The sequence below is a fragment of the Streptacidiphilus carbonis genome, from assembly GCF_000787775.1.
Taxonomy (GTDB): Bacteria; Actinomycetota; Actinomycetes; order Streptomycetales; family Streptomycetaceae; genus Streptacidiphilus; species Streptacidiphilus carbonis.
In genome coordinates, this window is sequence record NZ_BBPM01000006.1 from 112,262 (window position 1) to 132,258 (window position 19,997).

Genomic DNA, 19,997 nt, shown 5'->3' on the forward strand with positions numbered 1-19,997 from the left:
TGAACCTCCCGGACACTGAGTCCGGACGCTGAAGTCCGAGCGTTCGAGTCCCGAGCGTTCGAGTCCCGAAGGGGGGCGTGCACGGCCGAGTCGGCCGTGCACGCCCCCCTTCATTGGTCCAGACCCATTGACATCCCTTCGTTTCTTCTGAGTTCATGTCAAGTGGCCCCGGCCGGAGCGCATCCGGCTCCGAAGCCACGGCGAGATGCATGCCTCTGCCCACCGAGAGAGCGCTCTCCCACCCGGGAGCGGGGGCGGAAGATCCTTGGAGGTCCCGTGCGCACGACCCGAACAGGGGCGAGAAGGCCCACGTCCTACCTGGTCACCCTGGCCCTGGTGGCCGCCGGCGCAGGCGCCCTGGGCGCGGGGGCTCCCGCAGCCGCCGGCGCCCCCGCGACGGTCCGCGCGGCCGCCACCGCCGCCTGCCCCTGGGTGCAGTCCACCGCCCCGATCCCGCAGCGGGTGAGCCAGCTGCTGGCGCAGATGTCCACCGCCCAGAAGGTCTCCCTGGCCACTGGGGCCGGCGGCTCCAGCTACGTCGGCTTCACCCCGGCCATCGGCTCGCTGTGCATACCGTCGATGAACCTGGAGGACGGACCGGCCGGCGTCGCGGACGGGATGACCGGCGTCACCCAACTCCCCGCCCCGGTCGACGCCGCCGCCACCTGGGACACCGCGGCCGAGCAGACCTACGGCCGGATCGTCGGCTCCGAGGAGGCCGCCAAGGGGACCACCGTCGACCTGGGGCCGACCATCAACATCGACCGCGACCCGCGCTGGGGCCGGGCCTTCGAGTCGGTCGGTGAGGACCCCTACCTCAACGGCCGACTCGGCGCCGCCGACATCCGCGGTGTGCAGTCCACCGGGGTGATGGCCCAGGTGAAACACCTGGCCGTGTACAACCAGGAGACCAACCGCAACACCCCGTCCGACAACGCCGTCATCAGCGACCGCGCGATGCAGGAGATCTACCTGCCCGCCTTCCGGGACGCGGTGCAGCAGGGCGCGGCCTCCTCGGTGATGTGCTCGTACAGCACCGTCAACGGCACCTACGCCTGCCAGAACCCGTACCTGCTGAACACGACGCTGCGTCAGCAGTTCGGCTTCCAGGGCTTCGTCACCTCGGACTGGGGCGCCACCCACTCCACCGCGGCCTCCGCCGACGCCGGCCTGGACCAGGACATGCCCGGCAACGACGGCTACTACGGCAGCAGCCTGCAGAACGCCGTCAGCTCCGGCTCCGTCAGCCAGGCCACGCTGGACACCATGACGTCCCGGGTGCTGTCCCAGATGTTCGGGTTCGGACTCTTCGACAAGGCGCCGACCGGCTCCCCCTCGCAGACCGCCACCAGCGCCGCGGACCAGAGCGCCGGCACGCAGATCGCCCAGGAGGGCACGGTGCTGCTGAAGAACAGCGGCAGTGTGCTCCCGTTCGGCTCCTCCACCTCGTCCATCGCGGTGATCGGCGCCGACGCCTCCACCTCGCCGCAGACCGCCGGGGGCGGCAGCGCGGCCGTCAACTCCAGCGGCACGGTCACCCCGCTCCAGGGGATCACCGCCCGGGCCGCCAGCAGCGGCGCGACCGTGCGCTACGACAGCGGCTCGTCCACCGGCTCGGCCGCCTCACTGGCCGCGTCCTCCAGCGTGGCGGTCGTCTTCGTCAGCGACTTCGAGTCCGAGGGCAGCGACCTGGGCGGCATCGACCTGCCGAGCTCGGAGAACTCGCTGATCTCGGCCGTCGCCGCGGCCAACCCCGACACGGTCGTGGTGCTCAACACCGGTTCGGCGGTGACCATGCCCTGGCTCGCCTCGGTCAAGGGCGTGCTGGAGGCCTGGTACCCGGGCCAGGGGGCCGGCACCGCCATCGCCTCGCTGCTGTTCGGCGACACCGACCCCTCCGGCCACCTGCCGGTGACCTTCCCGACCTCGCTCAGCCAGGTCCCGGCGAACACCACCGCGCAGTGGCCGGGCACCAACGGCACGGTGCAGTACTCCGAGGGCGTGGACGTCGGCTACCGGTACTACGACGCCAACCACCTGACGCCGCTGTTCCCCTTCGGCTACGGCCTGTCCTACACCAGCTTCGCCTTCAGCAACCTGAGCGTCGGCACCCTGCCGAAGGGCGGGGCGGCCACCGTCACCGCGACCGTCACCAACACCGGCTCGCGGGCCGGCGCCGACATCGCCCAGCTCTACGTCACCCAGCCGGCCTCGGCCGGCGAACCGCCCAAGCAGCTGCAGGGCTTCGCCCGGGTCTCGCTGCAGCCGGGAGCCGGCCAGACCGTCAGCTTCCCGCTGGCGCAGGCCGATCTGCAGCACTACGACACCGCCTCCGACACATTGGCCGTCAGCACCGGCAGCTACGGCATCTCGGTCGGCGACTCCGACGCCGACCTGCCGCTGACCGGGACCCTGCAGGTCGCCGCGGCCCAGCTCGGCCAGCCGCTGACCGTCACCGCGCCCGGGGCGCAGGAGGACGCGACCGGCGCCCCGGTCTCGGTGCAGGTGGCTGCGAGCGACAGCACCAGCGGCCAGAGCCCGAGCTTCACCGCGACCGGGCTGCCGGCCGGCACCTCGATCTCCGCCTCGGGGCTGATCAGCGGATCCCCGACCGCGGCAGGCACCAGCACGGTCACCGTCACCGCCGAGGACGCGGCCGGAGCGCTGGCCACGACCACCTTCCTGTGGACCGTGTACCCGGCCGGATCGGCCGTCGCCGGACCGCTGGTGGGCTACGCCGGGCTGTGCCTGGACGTGGCCGGGGCCAACACCGCCGACCGGACCAAGGTGGACGTCTACACCTGCAACGGCACCGCGGCCCAGCTGTGGTCGGCGGGGTCCGGTCAGACCCTGCAGGCGCTGGGCAAGTGCCTGGACGTGAACGGCGCCGGCACCGCCGACGGCACCCTGGTGCAGCTCTACACCTGCAACGGCACCGGCGCCCAGGTCTGGCAGCGGCAGTCGAACGGCGCTCTGCTCAACCCCGCCTCGGGCAAGTGCCTGGACGACACCGGATTCTCGACGACGCCCGGCACCCAGGTGCAGATCTGGTCCTGCACCGGCGCCGCCAACCAGTCCTGGACGCCGAGCTGACCGTACGTCGGGCGGCGGGCTCCCGGAGCCGGTCCCGGCCCGCCGAAGGCCTCGCCCACCGCCGCGCGGACGGCGGCGGCGGGCGAGGCCCTGCGGGGTTCGGGCGCGTCAGTTCTTGATGGTGTAGCTGTCGCCGTAGGTCTTCCAGGTCAGCGGGGGGTTGAGATCGAGGTTGCCGGCCTTGAGGAAGACGCGCTGCTCGGTGTCGACCCGGCTGGTGTCGTCGTGGGCGGCCTCGGTGAGCATGGCGGCCTTGCGGGCGTCCAGGAAGGCGTTGAGGTAGGTGGTCTCGTTGCCGCCCTGGGCGGGGGTCCTGGCCTTCTTCATGGCGGTCTTGCGGATGCCGCCGAAGCTGGTCGGGTCGTCGCCGGGGCCGTGCATGACGATGGCGTCGTAGTAGATGAACTGGCCCAGCGCGCGCAGCCCGTCGGCCTCGGCCTGCTGGACCGCCGGGTTGAAGTAGACCCGGTCGCGCTCATTGTTCTGCGCGGTCTGGAACACGGTGTCCTTGGCCGCCGTCCTCCAGTCGTTGACGAAGGCCGTCCCCAGGCCGCTGTGCGAAGCGGTGCCGTTGTCCTTCCTCAGCGCGGGCAGGTACTTGGCCAGGATGTTTCCGGGCTTCGTGTCGGTGTAGGCCTGCACCAGTTCCAGCATGTCGCCGGTGCCCGAGCAGAAGCCGATGATCCCGGCGGTGTACCCGCGCCCGTCGCCGATGTCCTCGATGTACTTGTACTGCGCCTTCCAGTCCAGCGAGGAGTTCTCGGCGCTGGAGACGAGCTCCATCGCTATCTCCTTCTTGTGCGCGTCGGTGAGGTTGACGCCGCTGGAGGCGTTGGCGTGCGGGGTGGACGCCGCCATCGCCTGGACGCCGGTGAAGGCCAGGCCGCCCGCGACCAGGGTCGAGGCTGCGGCGAGGACCGCGGTGCGCTTGGGCTTGCGGTGGCGGGTGCCGGTCGCACGAGTGGTCATCATGACTCCTGTGAGGGTTGTCCGCCGGGGCGGCGGGGCGGCACGGAGCGACTGCGCGTCAGAACAGCAGCACCCCAAACGAGTTAGGAAGTATTACTAACTCGGGTGGAAGTGATTCTGCTGGCCTGAAGCGTCCCCGTCAATGAGTCCGACTCTGGGGAGATTCGTGCCGTCATGTCCCGGGGGCGGATCCGCAGCCGGACCTGGGACTCCGTCAGCAGCCCTGCCACCAGGCGGACTCCCTCGGCGGTGGGCCGGCGGCGCCTGCCGCGTACAGGGCCCGCGCAGGGTTACCGGGGCCGGGCACCCTAACCGGCTTTGTGGCGCCCCTAAGACGCCCTTAAGCTGCCGCTCGGGTCCGATGCCGCCCGGTCAGGGGGCGGAGCACCCGTTCCAGACAGCCGCCAGGGCGGTCGGCACCTGGGCGGCGCAGTGGCCGTTCGAGGGGGAGCCGTCGCTGGCCAGATCGGTCCAGCTGCCCGACTCGAGGACGAGGTACTTGCGCACGCTGCCCTCGTCCTGCATCGCGACCTGCTCGTCCAGGGTGGCGCCGGCGGTCGGGCGGAACCTGGCGGCTGCGTAGGTGACGCCGGCGCACTCGCCGTAGAGGAACGAACCCGGCTGGGGTTCGATGTGCTTGAGCGGCGGATTCTGGCGCGCGTACGCCTGGGTGACCGCGTCCTTGACGCCCGCGGAGGCGACCAGGTCCCGGCAGCCGGGATCCGCCGACTCGGAAGTGGCCTGCGTCGACGGCGACGCGGACGGGGCTGACGTGGGCTGAGTCGACGTCGACCGGGCCGGAGCCGACTGCGCCGGCGTGCTTCCCGCCGTCCCGGAGACGGCGATCGGGTTCGACGGGATGCCGCCGCCCGGGTGGTCCTTGGTGTTGCAGCCGCTGAGCAGCGCGGCGGCGCACAGGACGGCGGCGACGGCAGCCGGGCGAGCAGCGAGTTCACAATGACGACGCTTCATATGTCTTCTCGTTCAGGAGGGTTCGATCCGTGGGGGCGACGACCCGGCGGCGCCCGAACACGGCGCCGACGCTGGGCCCAGGTGTTACACCGCTGAGGGGCCGCCCCGGTTGCATGTCGCGGGCAGGTTTTCCGCCGCGGCCGGCGTCGACGCGCGGGAGCAGCGCACGGATCTGATCTACCCTCCCCGCGCCGTGCAGACCGAGCTGTTCCCGCGCAGGTGAGCGGCGGGACGGCTCGTTGGTCCAGTGACCGCGTTCCCACCGCGGCACGGGTTGTAGGGTGACGGGCATGGCTGACGCTGCGCCTCGTCCCGAGCCGTTCAGTCCGCGGACCGACCCCGCGGCACTGGAGGATCTCCGCACCCGGCTGCGCGCGACGCGCTGGCCGGACGCGCCCGAGGACGCCGGGTGGTCGCTCGGGACCGACCTCGACTACCTCCGCGAGCTCGTCGCCTACTGGGCCGACGGGTTCGACTGGCCGGCGCAGGAGGCGGCGCTCGCCGAGCTGCCCCGCTTCCGGGTCCCGATCGGCGGCCTGGGGATCCACTTCGTGCATGCCCGCGCGGTCGAACCGGCCGCCCCCGTCCTGCCGCTGGTGCTCAGCCACGGCTGGCCGGACTCGTTCTGGCGCTACACCAAGGTCATCCCGCTGCTCACCGATCCCGGCGCGCACGGCGCCGACCCCGCGGACGCCTTCGACGTAGTGGTTCCCGACCTGCCGGGCTACGGGTACTCCGAACGTCCGACCGGCCCGCCCCTGGACTCCGTCGCCGTCGCCGGCCTGTGGGCCGAACTCATGGGCGTCCTCGGCTACCCCCGGTTCGGCGCGGCCGGCGGCGACATCGGCAGCCACGTCAGCCGCTACCTGGCGCTGGACCACCCCCACCGGGTGGTCGCGGTCCACCGCACCGACGGCGGCCTTCCCGTCCCCACCGGTGACCCCGCGGACCTCGAACCCGAGGAGCGCGCCTGGTTCGAAACCGCCGTGGCCTGGGGCGAGGCCGAGGGCGCGTATGCCGCCGTGCACCGCAGCAAGCCGCAGACCGCCGCGTTCGGGCTCACCGACTCGCCCGCCGGGCTCGCCGCCTGGATCGTGGAGAAGCTCCGGGCCTGGAGCGACTGCGGCGGTGACATCGAGCAGAGCTTCACCAAGGACGAGATCCTCACCAATGTCACGCTGTACTGGCTCACCGGGACCATCGGCTCCTCGATGCGGATGTACAGCGCGAACGCCGCGATTCCGCTCGATCAGCGCGCCCGCCGGGTGGAGGTGCCGTCCGGGTTCTCGATCTTCCAGGGCGATGTCGTGCGGCCGCCGCGGGCCTGGCTGGAGCGCACAACCAACGCCGTACGCGTGACCGAGCCCGAGCGCGGCGGCCACTTCGCGCCCTTCGAGGAGCCCGAGCTCTACGCCGAGGAGCTGCGCGCCTTCTTCCGCCCCTACCGGGCGGCGGCGGGCCGCCGGCCCTGACGGGAGGGCCAGGTCTCGGCCATGTCCTTTTTCTCGCCGACCTGCGGTCCCGGACCGGACCGGGCGTGCGGGAGGCCTCCCGCTCAGCCACACTGATGCCATGGTCGAACTCTCCCTGGTGGCCGAGGCCCAGCTCGCTCAGGCGCGCCAGTCCCCGCACGGCCGCTCCGCACGGCTCCTGCTGCACCAGAACCTGCTGCGCCAGACGCTGATCGCGCTGACCCGGGGCTCCGTCCTCGGCGAGCACGAATCGCCGCATGCCGCGAGTCTGCAGGTGCTCTCCGGCCAGGTGCGGATCAGCACCGGGAGCGGTGAAGTGGTGGGTCTCGGACCCGGGGAACTCGCCGAGGTGCCGCAGGAGCGCCACGACCTGCTGGCCCTCAGCGACGCCATCGTGCTGCTGACCACCGTCACCGGGGTCTGACGCGGCCGACGACGGGCCCCCTGGGACCTTACTGGTTACCCTCGTCGCTATGACCGACGAATCACTGCGCTCCGTCCGCATCGAGCGGACCGCCACCGGCCACTTCACGGCGACCAATGCCCGCGGCGGCACGATCAGCTTCGGTACGAGCTCCGACCCCGACGGCGGGGCCGGGTTCACTCCGGTGGAGCTGCTGCTCGCGGCCATCGGGGGCTGCACCGCGGCCGATGTGGACGTCGCCACCGGCAGGCACGTGGAGCCGAGCAGATTCGACGTCACCGTCACCGGTAACAAGGTCAGCGATGAGCTCGGCAACCGCATGACCGACCTGGCGGTCACCTTCACCGTCGCCTTCCCGGACGGGGAGCCCGGCGACCGGGCCCGGACGATCCTCCCGCGCGCGGTCAGGACCTCCCACGACCGGCTCTGCACCGTCAGCCGAACGGTCGAGGCGGGCACGCCCGTGCGGGTGACCGTCGCGGACGTCTGACGCCGAGCGGTCCCCGGGCCCGGAGGGTGGATCCGGTGCCCGGGGACCGCGCCCGGGTCAGCTCGCGGTGCAGCTGAGCGTGGGTGTGCCGTTGCTGCCGTTCCAGGTGCCCTGGAGGCCGAAGGTGGTGTTGCCCCCGGCCGGGATCGCGCCGTTGTAGCTGAGGTTGGTCGCGGTGACCGCGCTGCCGGTCTGGGTCAGTGCGGCGTTCCAGTAGCTGGTCTCCTGCTGGCCGTTGGGCCAGGTCCAGGTGACGGTCCAGCCGTGGGTGGCCGCGCTGCCCTTGTTGGTGACGGTGACGGTGTCGGTGAATCCGGGCGTCCACTGGTTGGTGACCGCGAGCACCGCCGAGCAGCCGCCGCCTCCGCCGGACGCCGCCTGGGTGGTCGCGGTCGCGCTGCCCGACGCGGGCGAGAGGTTCCCGGCCGCGTCGAATGCCTTCACGGTGTACGTGTAGGCGGTGGCGGCGCTGAGGCCGGTGTCCGTGTAGGAGGTGCCGGCGGTCGTGCCGACCAGGGTTCCGCCCCGGTACACGTCGTAACCGGTGACGCCGACGTTGTCGGTCGCCGCGCCCCAGGTGAGCGAGGCGGAGTCGCTGGTGGTGGCGCTGACCGCGAGGCCGGCCGGCGCGCTCGGGGGCGTGGTGTCGGTGCCTCCGCCGCTGCCCGTCGTCGAGGCGGCGAAGGAGAAGCTGTTGGTGCCGAGCCCCTGGCCGCCCTGCCAGATCTCGAAGCCGGCCTCGGCGTCGATCAGGTAGTGCGCCGGGTTCACCGAACCGCGCGACACCGCGTCGCTGATCAGCGACTTGACGTCGAGGTCCGTGACGGAGGTGCCGCCGCCCTGCAGCACATAGGAGATGATCTTCCAGGAGGTCTGCTGGCCGGTCCACACGTTCCAGTTGTGGCCGGCGGCGGTGGAGGTCCCGGTCTGCGACCCGAAGGGCTGGACGCCGCCGCGGCTGTTGAGCCAGATCATGATCTCGGTGCCGTCGGGCTGGCCGGTCGTGGTGGGGGTGGAGTTGATCCACAGGTCGTAGGCCACGTCATAGGCGCCGCTGGCCGGCTGGACGGTGCTCCAGGAGGAGGTGGCGCTGCCGAGTTGGCTGATCTGGATCGGCAGGCCGCTGCCGGTGGTGCAGGCGCCCCAGTGGCAGCCCTTGTAGAGCGAGGGGTAGGTGGCGGGGGCCCCGCCGGAGAGGTTGAAGTTCGCCGTGGACACCGACCAGGCGGTGCCCCCGGTCGAGGTGACGCACTGTGCGGCGGTGGAGTTCCACTCGTTCGACTGCAGGGTGTACTCGCCGTTGGCGACCGGCAGGGTGCCGGTCGGGGTGCAGATCGAGGTGCCGCCGGCCGCGTGCGCCGCCGGGGCTGCGGCGACGGGCGCGATCAGCCCGGCGAGGGCGAGGACCAGGAGGGACGCTCTGAGGCGTCGGACCAGGGGAATCAATGGACGGAGCTGCACGAAGGTGTCCTTCCCGGGTGGGGGGTGAGGGCTGTCCGCAGGGGTGGTGCTCCGGGCGCACGGGTGCGGGTACTACTGCGTGCGCCCGGAGGTCGGGGGCGGCTTCCGGTACCGGTGCCGCAGCCGCAGCCGGTCAGCTGCAGGGGACGCCGTTGAGGGCGAACCCGGACGGCGCGGCGTCGCTGCTGGTCCAGGTGCCCTGGAAGCCGAAGCTGACGTCGGCCGCGGGGGCGATCGCCGAGTTGTAGGCGAGGTTGGCGGCGGTGACCTTGGCCCCGCTCTGGGTGATGGCGGCGCTGTAGAAGTTGGTGATCTTCTGGTCGCCGCCGAAGGTGAAGGCCAGGCTCCAGCCGTTGACGGAGGTGGCGCCGGTGTTCTTGATGTCCACCACACCGTTGAAGCCCCCGGCCCACTCGCTCGACAGCGTGTAGGTGGCCTTGCAACTGCCGCTGCCCGCACCGGAGCTGGGGCTTGCGCTGGCACTGGCGCTCGCACTGGCACTGGCACTGCTGCTCGGGCCGCCCGTGCTGCCGCTGCCGGTGAGCGGGAACTCGATCGTGTCGAGTGCCGACTGCTTGGCCGCCGAGACCGGCGTCGGGTCGTAGCCGTTGTCGAGCAGCGCGTACGGGTCCTCGCCGTTGAGCGCCCAGTAGGTCCAGCTCAGGCTGTTGGCCTTGATGTAGCCGACGAGGCTGCTGAACCACTGCCCCTGGGAGCCCGCCGTGCTGTCGGCCGCGTCCGTGGCTGCGTTGGGGGTGCCGAACTCGCCCACCCAGACCGGGGCGATGCCCTGTTCCGCCAGGTAGCCCCAGTGCTTGTCCCACACCACCGCCAGACTGGCCGGGGTGGTGCCGGAGTTGAACCAGGTCTGCGCGTACTCGTGCGGCCCGTAGTCGTGCGCGGAGTAGACGACGTGTCCGGCCGAGGTCAGGGTGACCGGGTAGGCGGCGGCGCCGTCCAGGTTGCCGCCCCACCAGTCGGTCGAGTAGCCGCCGCTGACGGTGGCGTCCGGGTAGTTGCTGATCCCCTCGACGAACACCAGCGCGCCGGGGTCGTCCGCGATGACCCGGTCGCCGGCGGCCTGCGCCGCCAGCCGCCAGTCCGTGGCGGGGTCGCCGCTGCCCCAGGTGGCGCCTGCCGCGTAGGCCGTGTAGGCGGGGGTGTGCGGCTCGTTGCGCAGGTCGAACCCGATCACCGTGGGGTTGCCCGCGTAGCGCTTGGCCATGGTGTCCCAGTCGGCCAGCCAGGCCGAGGCCGGGTAGGCGCTGGTGTACCAGAGGCCGTTCTGCTCGGCGCTGTTGCCCGCCTCGGACCGGTGGTCGTCCAGGATGATCCGCAGGCCGTCCTGGCCCGCGTACGCCACGATCTTGTCCAGGATCTGCAGCGAGGTCAGCCCTTTGAGATCGGTGTTGATCGGACCGCCGTTGCCGTAGTAGCCGAGGTTGGACGGCACCGGGTCGGTCTCCACCATCTGGTTGGAGAAGGGGATCCGGATGGTGTTGTAGCCGAGGTTCCTCATGTCGTCGATGACGGCCTTGTAGTCGGCGCTCCAGAGGCCGTGGGCCACCGCGTCGGGGGTCTCGAAGCCGTACCAGTTGATACCGGCGATGCGCACGGTGTTGCCCGCGCTGTCGAGGATGCGGCTGCCGGAGGTGTGCCAGTAGCCGGATCCGACCGCTCCGGCGGCGCCGGCGGCGGGCGGAAGTGCGACGGCGGCCCCCAGCGCCGCACCGATCGCGGCCAGGGCCAGCCCGATCCGCATGCATGCGCGGCCTGCCGTGGGTGGGAGCGCTCCCAATCTCATGGTGCGTCAGACCTTTCCTGGGTGGATGAAAGGTGGCGACCGGGTCCGGGCGGGGAGTGGCCGGGCTCTCGGTTCAAGTCCCGCAGGCTCGCCGCATGTTTGACGCCGTGTCATATCAAGACAGGAGTGTGAATGGGCGTCAAGGGGTCTGGCATTGTTCATTTGTCGAACGCGTGACAGTGATCCGCCGGAGCGGGCCGGACACGCGGATCCGTCAGCGCCGGGGCTCCTCGGCGCTCTGCCCGGTCCGTTCGTCGGCCGTGGCGTGGCCGGGTGCGGCCATGTCGAGCAGGAGCATCGCGTCGTGGTCGGGCGTGCCGGGCTCGGCGACGTAGATGCCCATCCGCTGGCCGGGGGTGCTCTCCAGGTTCATGCCTTGGAAGCCGAGGGTGAGAGTGCCGACCCGGGGATGGTGGAAGGTCTTGCCGGCGCTCTTGCGTCCGGTGACGTCGTAGCGGTCCCAGAGGCTGGCGAAATCCAGGCTCTTGACCAGGAGTTCGCCGACCAGGCCGGTCAGGTCAGGGGCGTCCGGGTTGGTGCCGGCCAGGGCGCGCAGGCGGCTCACGCAGCCGCGGACCTGGCTCTCCCAGTCGCTGCCGAAGATGTCGCGTGCGGCCGGGTGCAGGAACAGGTACCGGCCCAGGTTGCGCTGCTTGGCGGGCCAGTCGTCGATGCCCGCGTACAGGGCCAGGCCGCCCGGGTTGGTGGCCAGCAGGTCCATGCTTCGGCTGACGATGTAGGCCGGGTTGGGCCGCAGGCTCTCCAGGACCAGCTTCAGGTGCGGGCGCACGGTGCGGCTGGGAACCGGCGCGGGCTCCGAGACGAAGCGGGCCGCGCGGATGGCCAGTTCCCGCAGGTGCTGGTGCTCCTGGTCGTCCAGGTCCAGGGCCCGGGCCAGCGCGTCCACCACACCGGGGCCGGGCCGGGTCTCCTTGCCGCGCTCCAACCGGATGTAGTAGTCGATGCTCACCCCGGCCACCGTCGCCAGTTCCTCGCGCCGCAGACCCGGAGTACGGCGCACCCCGGGGCCGCGCTTGAGCCCGGCCGCCTCCGGGCTGGTCTGCGTGCGGCGCGCCCGCAGGAAACGCCCCAGCTCACCCTCGCTGCCGTGCTGCTCAGCTGCCATGGCCCCAGTCTCACACCCGCGCAACCGGGAGGCCGACCCGCCAGAGGGGCCCTGTCACACCCCGGCACGGCCCGGCCTGCCGGAACGGCGCGCGCGGGTACAGAGTGGACCACGGCGAAGTACCCCGGTTGCGCCCCCGCAGGCCGACCGCCGCAATGACCACAGCGCTAGGAGAGTCCCCGATGAAGTACATCAAGCTGCGCGACCTGGAGGTCTCCCGGATCGGGCTGGGGGCGATGGGGATGTCCACGGCCTACACCGGCTCGGGGACCGACGACGCGGAGTCGATCCGCACCGTGCACCGGGCCCTGGAGCTGGGCGTCACCCTGATCGACACCGCCGAGATCTACGGCCCCTACACCAACGAGGAACTCCTCGGCCGGGCTCTCAAGGGCCGCCGCGACCAGGTCGTGCTGGCCACGAAGTTCGGCATGGTCTCCCACGCCGGCGACGGCCCGGGGAACCTGGACAGCAGCCCGGCCAACATCCGCACCGCCGTCGAGGGCTCCCTCAAGCGGCTCGGCACCGACCACATCGACCTGTACTACCAGCACCGGGTCGACCCGAAGACGCCGATCGAGGAGACCGTGGGTGCGCTGGCCGAGCTGGTCGCCCAGGGCAAGGTCCGTGCGATCGGCCTGTCCGAGGCCGGCCCGGACACCATCCGCCGGGCGCACGCCGTCCACCCCGTCACCGCCGTCCAGTCCGAGTACTCCCTGTGGACCCGCGGGCTGGAGCAGCGGGTGCTGCCGGTACTGCGTGAGCTGAACATCGGCCTGGTGCCGTTCTCGCCGCTCGGACGCGGGCTGCTGACCGGCCGGATCCGCTCCACCGACGAGCTGGCGGCCGACGACTTCCGGCGCAGCAACCCGCGCTTCGCCGGGGAGAACTTCGACCACAACCTGGCGCTGGCCGACCAGGTCCAGGCCCTGGCCGCCGAGATCGGCGCCACCCCGGCCCAGGTCGCCCTGGCCTGGGTGCTCGCCCAGGGCGACGACCTGGCTCCCATCCCCGGCACCAAGCGCGTGCAACGCGTCGAGGAGAACACCGCCGCCGACGCCCTGCGGCTGACCGACGATCAGATCGCCCGGCTCAGCAGCCTGCCGCAGGCCGCCGGGGACACCCACAACGAGGCCCAGATGCGGATGATGGAGCGCTGACCCGCTCAGTTCCGGCCGGGGTGGTCCGGCGAGCGGCCGGTGGCAGGACACCGCCGGGTCGATCGGCACGGGGGGCGCCGGCGCACCCTGACTGGCCGGTTGATCGGTGCAGGCCCTACCGTCTTGCCAATGACGACCTTCTCCTCCCCCGCCCACGGCGCCGGCAGCGCCGCCCACGAGTTCCCCGGCCGCAACGGACCCACCGCGACGACCGAGGCCGACCCCCACCGGGTCGGGCCGGTCCGCACCGAGTTCGCGCCCGACCACGACGGCGACCCCGACCCCGGCGAGATCGTCTGGACCTGGGTGCCCTACGAGGAGAACGACGGGCGCGGCAAGGACCGTCCGGTGCTCGTGGTGGCGCGCGAGGAGCAGGGCACGCTGCTCGCCGTGCAGCTCTCCAGCAAGCGCCACGACCGGGACGCCGACTGGGTGGCCCTCGGCCAGGGACCCTGGGACCGCGAGGGACGCGACTCCTGGATCGCCGTCGACCGGGTGATCCGACTGCACGAGCAGGGCATGCGGCGCGAGGCCTGCGCCCTGGACCGGGGCCGGTTCAATCTGGTCGTCAACCGGCTCAGGGAGCGCTACGGCTGGAGCTGACCGGCCGCGGCGGTGCTCAGCCGCGGCGGCACGTGTGAATCCCGGGACGGCGTCGGACGCCGTCCCGGGATTTCGTTGCGCGGTGTCATGCGGGGTCGTAGGAGGGTTCCAGTCCGTGTCGGCTTTCCGGTAGGGCGGCGGGTTCGCCGCGGGTGTTGGAGGCGCGCAGCCCGATGGCTCCGGCTGCCAGCAGGCAGAGGGCGCTGACGAGCAGGGCCCGCTGGAATCCGGCGGTGAGTGCCTCCGAGGGCGGGGTGTGCGCGGCCAGCAGACGGCTGGTGCGGCTGGTCGCGATCCCGCTGAACACCGCCAGGCCGAGCGCTGACCCGAGCTGGAACGAAGTGGTGATCAGAGCCGCGGCCAGTCCGGCCTGTTCCTCGGGCACGCCCGCGTTCGCGGCCGTCTGCACACCGGCGTACAGCAGTCCGAGCCCGGCCCCCATGAGTACCAGCGGGGCGAGCAGGTCGCCGAGATAGGTGCCGTCCACCGGGATGCGGGAGAGCCAGAAGATGCCGCCGGCGGCGATCAGCGCACCGGAGACGATGACCGGACGGGTACCGGTCCGGACGAACATCTTCGTCGCCACGGTCGAGCCGAACCCGATGCCTACGGTCACCGGCAGGTACGAGAGCCCGGTCCGCAACTGGGAGTAGCCCAGCACGTCCTGCATGTACAGAGTGACGAAGAAGAACATCGAGTAGAACCCGGCCCAGGCGATCACCTGGGTGGCGTCGGCCGCGGCCAGGCCCTTGATCCGGAAGATCGACATCGGGACCAGCGGATGGGCCCGCCGCTGCTCGTTGACCACGAACGCGGCCATCAGCACCGCCGAGGCGGCCAGCCCGCCGATGGTGCGTCCGGCACCCCAGCCCTCGTCCGGCGCCTTCACCAAGGTGAAGATCAGCAGCAGCATGCCGGCGGTGACCAGCACCGCTCCGACCGCGTCGAAACCGCCCGGCACGGACCGGCCGCGGTCGGCCTTCAGGATCCGGATGGCTCCGACCAGCACCAGCGCGCACAGCGGAAGGTTCACGAAGAACACCCAGCGCCAGCCGAGGTCCTGGGTGAGCAGCCCGCCGAAGAACACCCCGACCGCCGCGGCCAGTCCGCTGATCCCGGCCCACACGCCCAGCGCCTTGTGCCGGTCCGAGTTCTGGAAGGTGGTGGTCAGGATGGACAGCGCGGCCGGGGACATCATCGCCGCCCCGAATCCCTGGGCGAGCCGGGCGCCGACCAGCAGCCCCTGGCTGTCCGCCAACCCGCAGGCCAGCGAGGACGCCGCGAACAACGCGGTCCCGGCGATCAGCAGCCGCCGCCTCCCCAGCAGGTCCCCGGCCCGACCGCCGAGCAGCAGGAACCCGCCATAGGTGACCAGGTAGCCGCTGACCACCCACTGCAGGTTCTGCACCGAGAACCCCAGATGCGTACGGATGGTCGGCAGCGCGACGTTCACGATCGAGCCGTCCACGACGTCAAGGAACGTCACCGCGCACAGCAGCGCCAGCGTGACCCTGCCGCGCCCGGTCGCCAGGAACGACCCCTGCGGCGGTGCCGTCGCGGTCATGGCGTCGCTCACGATCCGGCGGCTTCCATGACGGGGCCGACCTCGACGCCGCCGCCGACCCGCAGCACCGGGCAGTCCTTGGCCAGCGCCAGCGCGGAATCCATGTCCTCGGCGGACACCACCGAGTAGGCGACCATCCGGGAGCCGCTGCCGCCGACCTCGCCGACCGAGGCGTAACCGGTCACCGCGTTGCCGACGTCCACCAGGGCCGGGCCCAACTCCCCGAACCAGGCCTGCCACTCGGCCGGCGTTCCGGCGTCGGGCGCGTAGTCGGAGGGCACACGGAAGGAGAAGACGTACTTGGTCATGATCTGTGGTCCTGTTCTGTTTCGGGCGCCCCGGGCCGGGACCGCCTCCAATCGGGTAGACGCCACCGCCCTCCCGGAATTGGGCGGCGCAACACCGCCCAATTTGCCGAGCCGACGGGATCCATACCGTTGAGCGGCCGAACGCGCTGCGAAGAGACGAAAGGCGAGGATGCATGCCTACGGAGACGGACACGACGGACCTGATCGCTCGGGCCCGGGCCGGAGACCACAACGCGTTCCGCGACCTGGTCCAGGGCCACTCCCACGAGTTGCAGGTGCACTGCTACCGCATCCTGGGATCCCTGCAGGACGCCGAGGACGCACTCCAGGAGACCCTCGTGTCCGCCTGGCGTAACCTCGGCGAGTTCGGCCAGCGGTCCTCACTGCGGACCTGGCTGTACCAGATCGCGACCAACCGGTGCCTGAGCATGCTGCGCGCCGACAGCCGACGCCCCCGCACCGCCCCCACGGCTCCTGAGGCCACCCTGCCGGAACCCTCCGGCGCCGGCGACGCCCCGCCCTGGTTGGAGCCCTACCCCGACGTCCTGCTCGACCGACTCGTCGACCAGCGCCCCGGGCCGGAGGCCCGCTACGAGACCACCGAGGCCATCTCCCTGGCCTTCATCACCGCCCTGCAGCTGCTGCCCCCGCGCCAACGCGCCGCGCTGGTCCTCCGCGACGTCCTGGGCTACCACGCCGCCGAAGCGGCCCGGATGCTCGACACCACCCAGGAAGCCGTGAGCAGCGCCCTCAAACGCGCCCGCGCCACCGTCGACAACCACCTCGCCGGATCCGGCAGCAGCGGCGGCGGCGCCAGCAGCACCGACGCCGGCAGCCGCCGGGCCGACCGCCAACCCGACACCGCCGCCGAACAACGGCTGGTCGCCCGGTTCACCGATGCCATGGAACGCGCCGACCTGGACGCCCTGATCGAACTGCTGGTCACCGACGTGCGGCTCTCCATGCCCCCGGCCATGGTCGAGTACCGCGGCATCGAGACAGCCGAGCGCATCTTCGCCTCCGTCACCTTCCGCCCCGGCCACGCCTACCGCGTGGTACCCACCCGCGCCAACGGCCAGCCCGCCTTCGGCCTGTACCTGGCAGAACCCGATGCCCGCGTCTACCGCGCCTCCTGCTTCCTGGTCATCACCACCGCGGGCGACCGCATCACCGCCATCACCAGCTTCAGCACCGAGGTCATGACGCGCTTCGGACTGCCCCGAACGTTCCCCGAAGCGGACTGACTCCTGGCGCGGGATGACTGCGTCACGGTCGGATAACGAAGCCGATCCCGTGCAGCAGCACCGGGGCGACTGCCGTCTGTTCCTGGTGCCGCCGATGACGGCGGACCGACTCTGGGGGGATCAGTCGTGCGGAAGTCAGGAAAGTACACAGCGACGTCGCTGATGGCGCTCGCGCTGGTGGGCGCGGCGGGGACGGGCTCGGTCGGCCTCGCGCCCGCCGCGGCCGCCGCGGCCGTCACCACGCCCACCGCGGCGGCCGGGTACTGCCAGGTGGCCACGCCGCCGCAGTGGACCAGGGCGATGCAGTCCGGCCGGCTGCCCGGCGTCGCCGGCCTGCACAGCCAGACCCTCGCGGTGTCGGCCGACGGGCTCACCCGCTTCGTGGTCCTGTCCGACGCCACCAGCCAGCGACTGGTGGAGATGCACGGCAAGTCGACGGCCTACCGGGTGATCGCCCGGTACCCGTCCGGCTGGCAGTCGGGCACCGGTTTCGGCATGGCGGGCTTCGACGGCCGACACCTGGCCTACCTGGTGAACACCGACTCGTCCGACACCACCTGGAAGATCTACTCCTACGACACCCGTGGCACCGCCGCGCCCCGGCTGATCGGCGCCCAGCAGGACCTGGAGGTGCCGGCCGGGCCCTTCGTGGTCCCGCAGGTCAGCGCCGGGCTGGCCACCTGGGTGCAGCCGCTGCGGGACGGCACCAGGCAGGTGCACGCCTACGACCTGGCCGCCCACCGGGACCGCGTGGTCACCACCGCGCACGTCTACCGATCGGTCTTCGCCGGAGACCTGCTGGTCTGGCAGGTCTCCCCGGCGCCGGACGCGCCGACCGTGCTGCGGGCGGTGGACGTCAGGACCTGGGCGCCGGTGCGGCTCCCCGCGCCGCTCGCCGCGGTGCGCGACGCCTGGGAGGTCGTCTCGGACGGCACCCGGTGGTTCTGGCTCTCGTCCGACTTCTCCGGCATCAGCGCCTGGCAGCCCGGCTGGGCCCGACCGGTGACGGTGCTCGCGGGCGGCGCGGGGGTGCAGGGCCTCGGCCTGGCCGGGCGGCTGCTCAGCTACACCGACGACACCGCCACCTACCTGGTCGACCTGAGCAGCCACAGCCGCACCCGGGCCACCCCGCGCTGGGGCCTCTCGGAGGTCAACGGCACGCGGATGGAGATCGGCTACCTGGCCACCGACAGCAAGACCGCGCCCCTGGTCGAATACGAGGTGAACAGCGCCGCCCTTCCGCGACTGCCGCACTGCCCGGCACCGAGCGCGCCCTAGCCGGGGCTTCGCCGTCTATGCCGGGTCCAGTACGGAGAAGCGCAGCCCCGCGGCGGTGAGGCGGTCGATGAGGGCGGTGCCGAGAGCCTCGGCGGTGGTCACCTGGCCGGACGTGGGCGGCAGTTGGTCGAAGGCCAGCGAGAGCGCGGACTCGGCGAGCATCACCGCGGTCTCGCTGTAGCCGGGGTCTCCGCCGGAGACCTCGGCGACCACCCGCCGGCCGCCGCTCTCGCCGACGAACCTGACGGTGAACCAACTGTCGGCCCGCTGCTGCTCGCTGGGCCCCTGGCCCGGTCTCCGCAGGGCGGAGACGGCCCGGCGCAGCGGCGGGACCTGGGCCAGACCGACCACGACGACGGCGCCGACGACTGCGGCCAGCGCCACCGGCAGCCGTTTGACGGCCGCGTGGTGCGCATAGCGGAAGTCCGGGCCGTAGCCGGGCAGCGCCGCCGCGGAGCGCGCCACGATCTGCCCGTCGATGCTGGGCAGCGGCAGCACCCAGGCCCTCGCCGCGCGGGACCGGCGCGGCAGGCTGGTGACGGCCCTGACCCGGCGTCCGGCCGGACGCGGCTCGACGGCCCGGCGCGCACGGGCGGTGCGGGCCATCGGCAGCAGCCGGGAGAAGGCGGTCAGAGCGGAGTCCAGGGTGCCGCCGGAGATCGTCCCGCCGGCCCGTACGAAGCCCTGCACGTTGATGGGCAGTTTGTCGCTGCCCGGCGGCAGGGCGTTGACCGTGAACAGGACGCCGAGGTCGTGCGGGACCGAGTCGAACCCGCAGGCGTGCACGAGGCGTGCGCCGGTCTCCCGGGCGCGCTGGTGCCAGCGCAGATACATCAGGTCCACGAACTCCGGCTCACCGGTCAGGTCGACGTAGTCGGTGCCCGCGTCCGCGCAGGCCGCCACCAGGGGTTCGCCGTGGCGCAGATAGGGGCCGACCGTGGAGATCACCACCCGGGTGGACGCCGCCACCTGGCGCAGCCCGGCGGGAACGGCCGAGTCGGCGACCAGCAGCGGCAGTTCGGCCAGAACGGGACGGTCGGCGGCGAGCCGGGCGCGCAGCGCCTCCAGCTTCTCGCGGTCCCGGCCGGCCAGCGCCCAGCGGCAGCCGGCCGGGGCCGCCGAGGCGAGGTGGGCGGCGGTCAGCCGCCCGGTGAAGCCGGTCGCGCCGAACAGCACCACGTCGAACTCGCGCTCCGGCTCCATGCCCGCCCACACCTTACTGTCGAGTAGCATCCCAGCGGCCACGCTAGGTACGCGCCGGCCCGGCTGTCAACGCCGGCACCGCAGGACACTGCCGGAGCCGGCCCGGCCTGGGCAACGGACGAAGCCGCGCCGTCCCAGGCGCCCTGCCCGAGACGCTTCCTGACCTCAGGTCAGCGGCGCCCCGAACGGAACGCACCGACGACTGTGGCCACGACTGCGGCGGCGAGGACGGCGAAGAGGACGCTATTGATGATCCAGTAACCGGTGTCGGATACAGCGGCAAGGTAGCTCATACCGAACGCCTGCCCCGAATCGGCCGCCGCGCGCGTCCGGGAATCCGAACAGATCCGTTCCGCACCCGGTTCCGGTCTGCCAACTCGTTGACATGTCTGCCGCACCGCCCTTATACCTCATGGGAGAGAGCGCTCTCTGGAAACCCCACCCTTCCCTTTGACCAAGCTGGAGCCGCCATGCAGGCCCACCCCTCCGAAGGATCACTCCTCAGAGGTGCTCTGCTCCGCCCGGCGCACGCCGCCTTCCTCTTCTGCGTAGCCCTGTGCCTGGCGATCTGCACGATCGCCGCGCCCTCCGCCCACGCCGCCGACACCCTGCTGTCGCAGGGAAGGACGACCACCGCGTCCTCCACCGAGAACGCCGGCACCCCGGCCGCCGACGCCACCGACGGCAACACCGGCACCCGGTGGTCCAGCGCGTTCAGCGACCCGCAGTGGCTGGAGGTCGACCTCGGCGCCACGGCCACCATTGACAAGGTGGTGCTGAACTGGGAGGCCGCCTACGGCACCGCGTTCCAGATCCAGACCTCCAA

General features: G+C 72.0%; 17 protein-coding genes. 9 read left to right on the forward strand and 8 right to left on the reverse strand.

Translation table 11 applies throughout. The features are described 5' to 3' along the window. The first annotated feature begins 276 nt into the window (after nt 1-276). A complete protein-coding gene (locus TR46_RS06730) occupies nt 277-3,093 on the forward strand; it encodes a glycoside hydrolase family 3 C-terminal domain-containing protein (RefSeq protein ID WP_052432591.1) in 2,817 nt (938 codons plus the stop codon). Nucleotides 3,094-3,201: 108 nt separating this feature from the next. On the opposite strand, the gene TR46_RS06735 is transcribed toward TR46_RS06730, so the two are convergent. After that, nucleotides 3,202-4,062, reverse strand: a complete 861-nt coding sequence (locus tag TR46_RS06735; RefSeq protein WP_042395192.1) for a chitosanase — start codon at nt 4,060-4,062, stop codon at nt 3,202-3,204. 372 nt (nt 4,063-4,434) lie between these two features. Then, nucleotides 4,435-5,034 (reverse strand): hypothetical protein, encoded by a 600-nt coding sequence (locus TR46_RS06740; RefSeq protein WP_042395196.1) that lies wholly within the window; start codon nt 5,032-5,034, stop codon nt 4,435-4,437. Between the two features lie 290 nt (nt 5,035-5,324). On the opposite strand from TR46_RS06740, the gene TR46_RS06745 reads away from it, so the two are divergent. The 3 genes from TR46_RS06745 (at nt 5,325) to TR46_RS06755 (ending at nt 7,420) form a co-directional block, all read left to right on the forward strand. Next, the gene (locus TR46_RS06745; RefSeq protein WP_042395200.1) at nt 5,325-6,506 is read left to right on the forward strand and encodes an epoxide hydrolase family protein; all 1,182 of its coding nucleotides are present in this window, start codon (nt 5,325-5,327) and stop codon (nt 6,504-6,506) included. A 100-nt stretch (nt 6,507-6,606) separates the two neighbouring features. Further along, on the forward strand, nt 6,607-6,930 hold the full coding sequence (locus TR46_RS06750; RefSeq protein ID WP_042395203.1) for a cupin domain-containing protein: 324 nt from the start codon (nt 6,607-6,609) through the stop codon (nt 6,928-6,930). A 49-nt stretch (nt 6,931-6,979) separates the two neighbouring features. Further along, nucleotides 6,980-7,420 carry an OsmC family protein gene (locus TR46_RS06755; RefSeq protein ID WP_042395206.1) on the forward strand — a complete coding sequence of 147 codons (441 nt, stop codon included), beginning with the start codon at nt 6,980-6,982 and terminating at the stop codon, nt 7,418-7,420. 57 nt (nt 7,421-7,477) lie between these two features. Here TR46_RS06755 and TR46_RS45230 read toward each other — a convergent pair whose 3' ends face one another. From TR46_RS45230 to TR46_RS06770, 3 genes are all read right to left on the reverse strand, one after another. Then, nucleotides 7,478-8,881 (reverse strand): GH12 family glycosyl hydrolase domain-containing protein, encoded by a 1,404-nt coding sequence (locus TR46_RS45230; RefSeq protein ID WP_304941263.1) that lies wholly within the window; start codon nt 8,879-8,881, stop codon nt 7,478-7,480. A 133-nt stretch (nt 8,882-9,014) separates the two neighbouring features. Then, on the reverse strand, nt 9,015-10,643 hold the full coding sequence (locus tag TR46_RS06765; RefSeq protein WP_042395208.1) for a cellulase family glycosylhydrolase: 1,629 nt from the start codon (nt 10,641-10,643) through the stop codon (nt 9,015-9,017). 256 nt (nt 10,644-10,899) lie between these two features. Further along, nucleotides 10,900-11,811, reverse strand: coding sequence for a helix-turn-helix transcriptional regulator (locus TR46_RS06770; protein ID WP_042395210.1), 912 nt, complete (start codon nt 11,809-11,811; stop codon nt 10,900-10,902). A 182-nt stretch (nt 11,812-11,993) separates the two neighbouring features. Between TR46_RS06770 and TR46_RS06775 the strand changes: the two genes are divergently transcribed. Next, a complete protein-coding gene (locus TR46_RS06775) occupies nt 11,994-12,971 on the forward strand; it encodes an aldo/keto reductase (protein WP_042395212.1) in 978 nt (325 codons plus the stop codon). A gap of 129 nt (nt 12,972-13,100) precedes the next feature. Then, on the forward strand, nt 13,101-13,574 hold the full coding sequence (locus TR46_RS06780; protein WP_042395214.1) for a type II toxin-antitoxin system PemK/MazF family toxin: 474 nt from the start codon (nt 13,101-13,103) through the stop codon (nt 13,572-13,574). An 85-nt stretch (nt 13,575-13,659) separates the two neighbouring features. On the opposite strand, the gene TR46_RS06785 is transcribed toward TR46_RS06780, so the two are convergent. Continuing rightward, the gene (locus tag TR46_RS06785; protein WP_084718027.1) at nt 13,660-15,150 is read right to left on the reverse strand and encodes an MFS transporter; all 1,491 of its coding nucleotides are present in this window, start codon (nt 15,148-15,150) and stop codon (nt 13,660-13,662) included. Further along, nucleotides 15,147-15,446: a hypothetical protein gene (locus tag TR46_RS06790; RefSeq protein WP_042395216.1), complete on the reverse strand. Its 300-nt coding sequence runs from the start codon at nt 15,444-15,446 to the stop codon at nt 15,147-15,149. The genes TR46_RS06785 and TR46_RS06790 overlap by 4 nt, the downstream gene beginning before the upstream one ends. A 173-nt stretch (nt 15,447-15,619) precedes the next feature. On the opposite strand from TR46_RS06790, the gene TR46_RS06795 reads away from it, so the two are divergent. Continuing rightward, nucleotides 15,620-16,690: a sigma-70 family RNA polymerase sigma factor gene (locus tag TR46_RS06795; RefSeq protein ID WP_042395220.1), complete on the forward strand. Its 1,071-nt coding sequence runs from the start codon at nt 15,620-15,622 to the stop codon at nt 16,688-16,690. Between the two features lie 126 nt (nt 16,691-16,816). Beyond that, nucleotides 16,817-17,968 (forward strand): hypothetical protein, encoded by a 1,152-nt coding sequence (locus TR46_RS06800; protein ID WP_152626328.1) that lies wholly within the window; start codon nt 16,817-16,819, stop codon nt 17,966-17,968. 15 nt (nt 17,969-17,983) lie between these two features. Here the strand turns inward: TR46_RS06800 and TR46_RS06805 are convergent, their stop codons facing one another. Beyond that, nucleotides 17,984-19,201: a saccharopine dehydrogenase family protein gene (locus tag TR46_RS06805; RefSeq protein ID WP_236655230.1), complete on the reverse strand. Its 1,218-nt coding sequence runs from the start codon at nt 19,199-19,201 to the stop codon at nt 17,984-17,986. Nucleotides 19,202-19,641: 440 nt separating this feature from the next. Here TR46_RS06805 and TR46_RS06810 point away from each other — a divergent pair. Next, nucleotides 19,642-19,997, forward strand: a 356-nt coding sequence (locus TR46_RS06810) for a discoidin domain-containing protein (protein WP_042395228.1), incomplete at its 3' end; no start/stop codon positions are given.

Excerpts from the sequence above, each read along its gene's own strand:
- TR46_RS06735 (WP_042395192.1), bottom strand. The coding sequence starts at position 4,062 with ATGACCACTCGTGCGACCGGCACCCGCCACCGCAAGCCCAAGCGCACC.
- TR46_RS06740 (WP_042395196.1), bottom strand. The coding sequence starts at position 5,034 with ATGAAGCGTCGTCATTGTGAACTCGCTGCTCGCCCGGCTGCCGTCGCC.
- TR46_RS06745 (WP_042395200.1), top strand. The coding sequence starts at position 5,325 with ATGGCTGACGCTGCGCCTCGTCCCGAGCCGTTCAGTCCGCGGACCGAC.
- TR46_RS06750 (WP_042395203.1), top strand. The coding sequence starts at position 6,607 with ATGGTCGAACTCTCCCTGGTGGCCGAGGCCCAGCTCGCTCAGGCGCGC.
- TR46_RS06755 (WP_042395206.1), top strand. The coding sequence starts at position 6,980 with ATGACCGACGAATCACTGCGCTCCGTCCGCATCGAGCGGACCGCCACC.
- TR46_RS06765 (WP_042395208.1), bottom strand. The coding sequence starts at position 10,643 with ATGCGGATCGGGCTGGCCCTGGCCGCGATCGGTGCGGCGCTGGGGGCC.
- TR46_RS06770 (WP_042395210.1), bottom strand. The coding sequence starts at position 11,811 with ATGGCAGCTGAGCAGCACGGCAGCGAGGGTGAGCTGGGGCGTTTCCTG.
- TR46_RS06775 (WP_042395212.1), top strand. The coding sequence starts at position 11,994 with ATGAAGTACATCAAGCTGCGCGACCTGGAGGTCTCCCGGATCGGGCTG.
- TR46_RS06780 (WP_042395214.1), top strand. The coding sequence starts at position 13,101 with ATGACGACCTTCTCCTCCCCCGCCCACGGCGCCGGCAGCGCCGCCCAC.
- TR46_RS06790 (WP_042395216.1), bottom strand. The coding sequence starts at position 15,446 with ATGACCAAGTACGTCTTCTCCTTCCGTGTGCCCTCCGACTACGCGCCC.
- TR46_RS06795 (WP_042395220.1), top strand. The coding sequence starts at position 15,620 with ATGCCTACGGAGACGGACACGACGGACCTGATCGCTCGGGCCCGGGCC.
- TR46_RS06805 (WP_236655230.1), bottom strand. The coding sequence starts at position 19,201 with ATGCTACTCGACAGTAAGGTGTGGGCGGGCATGGAGCCGGAGCGCGAG.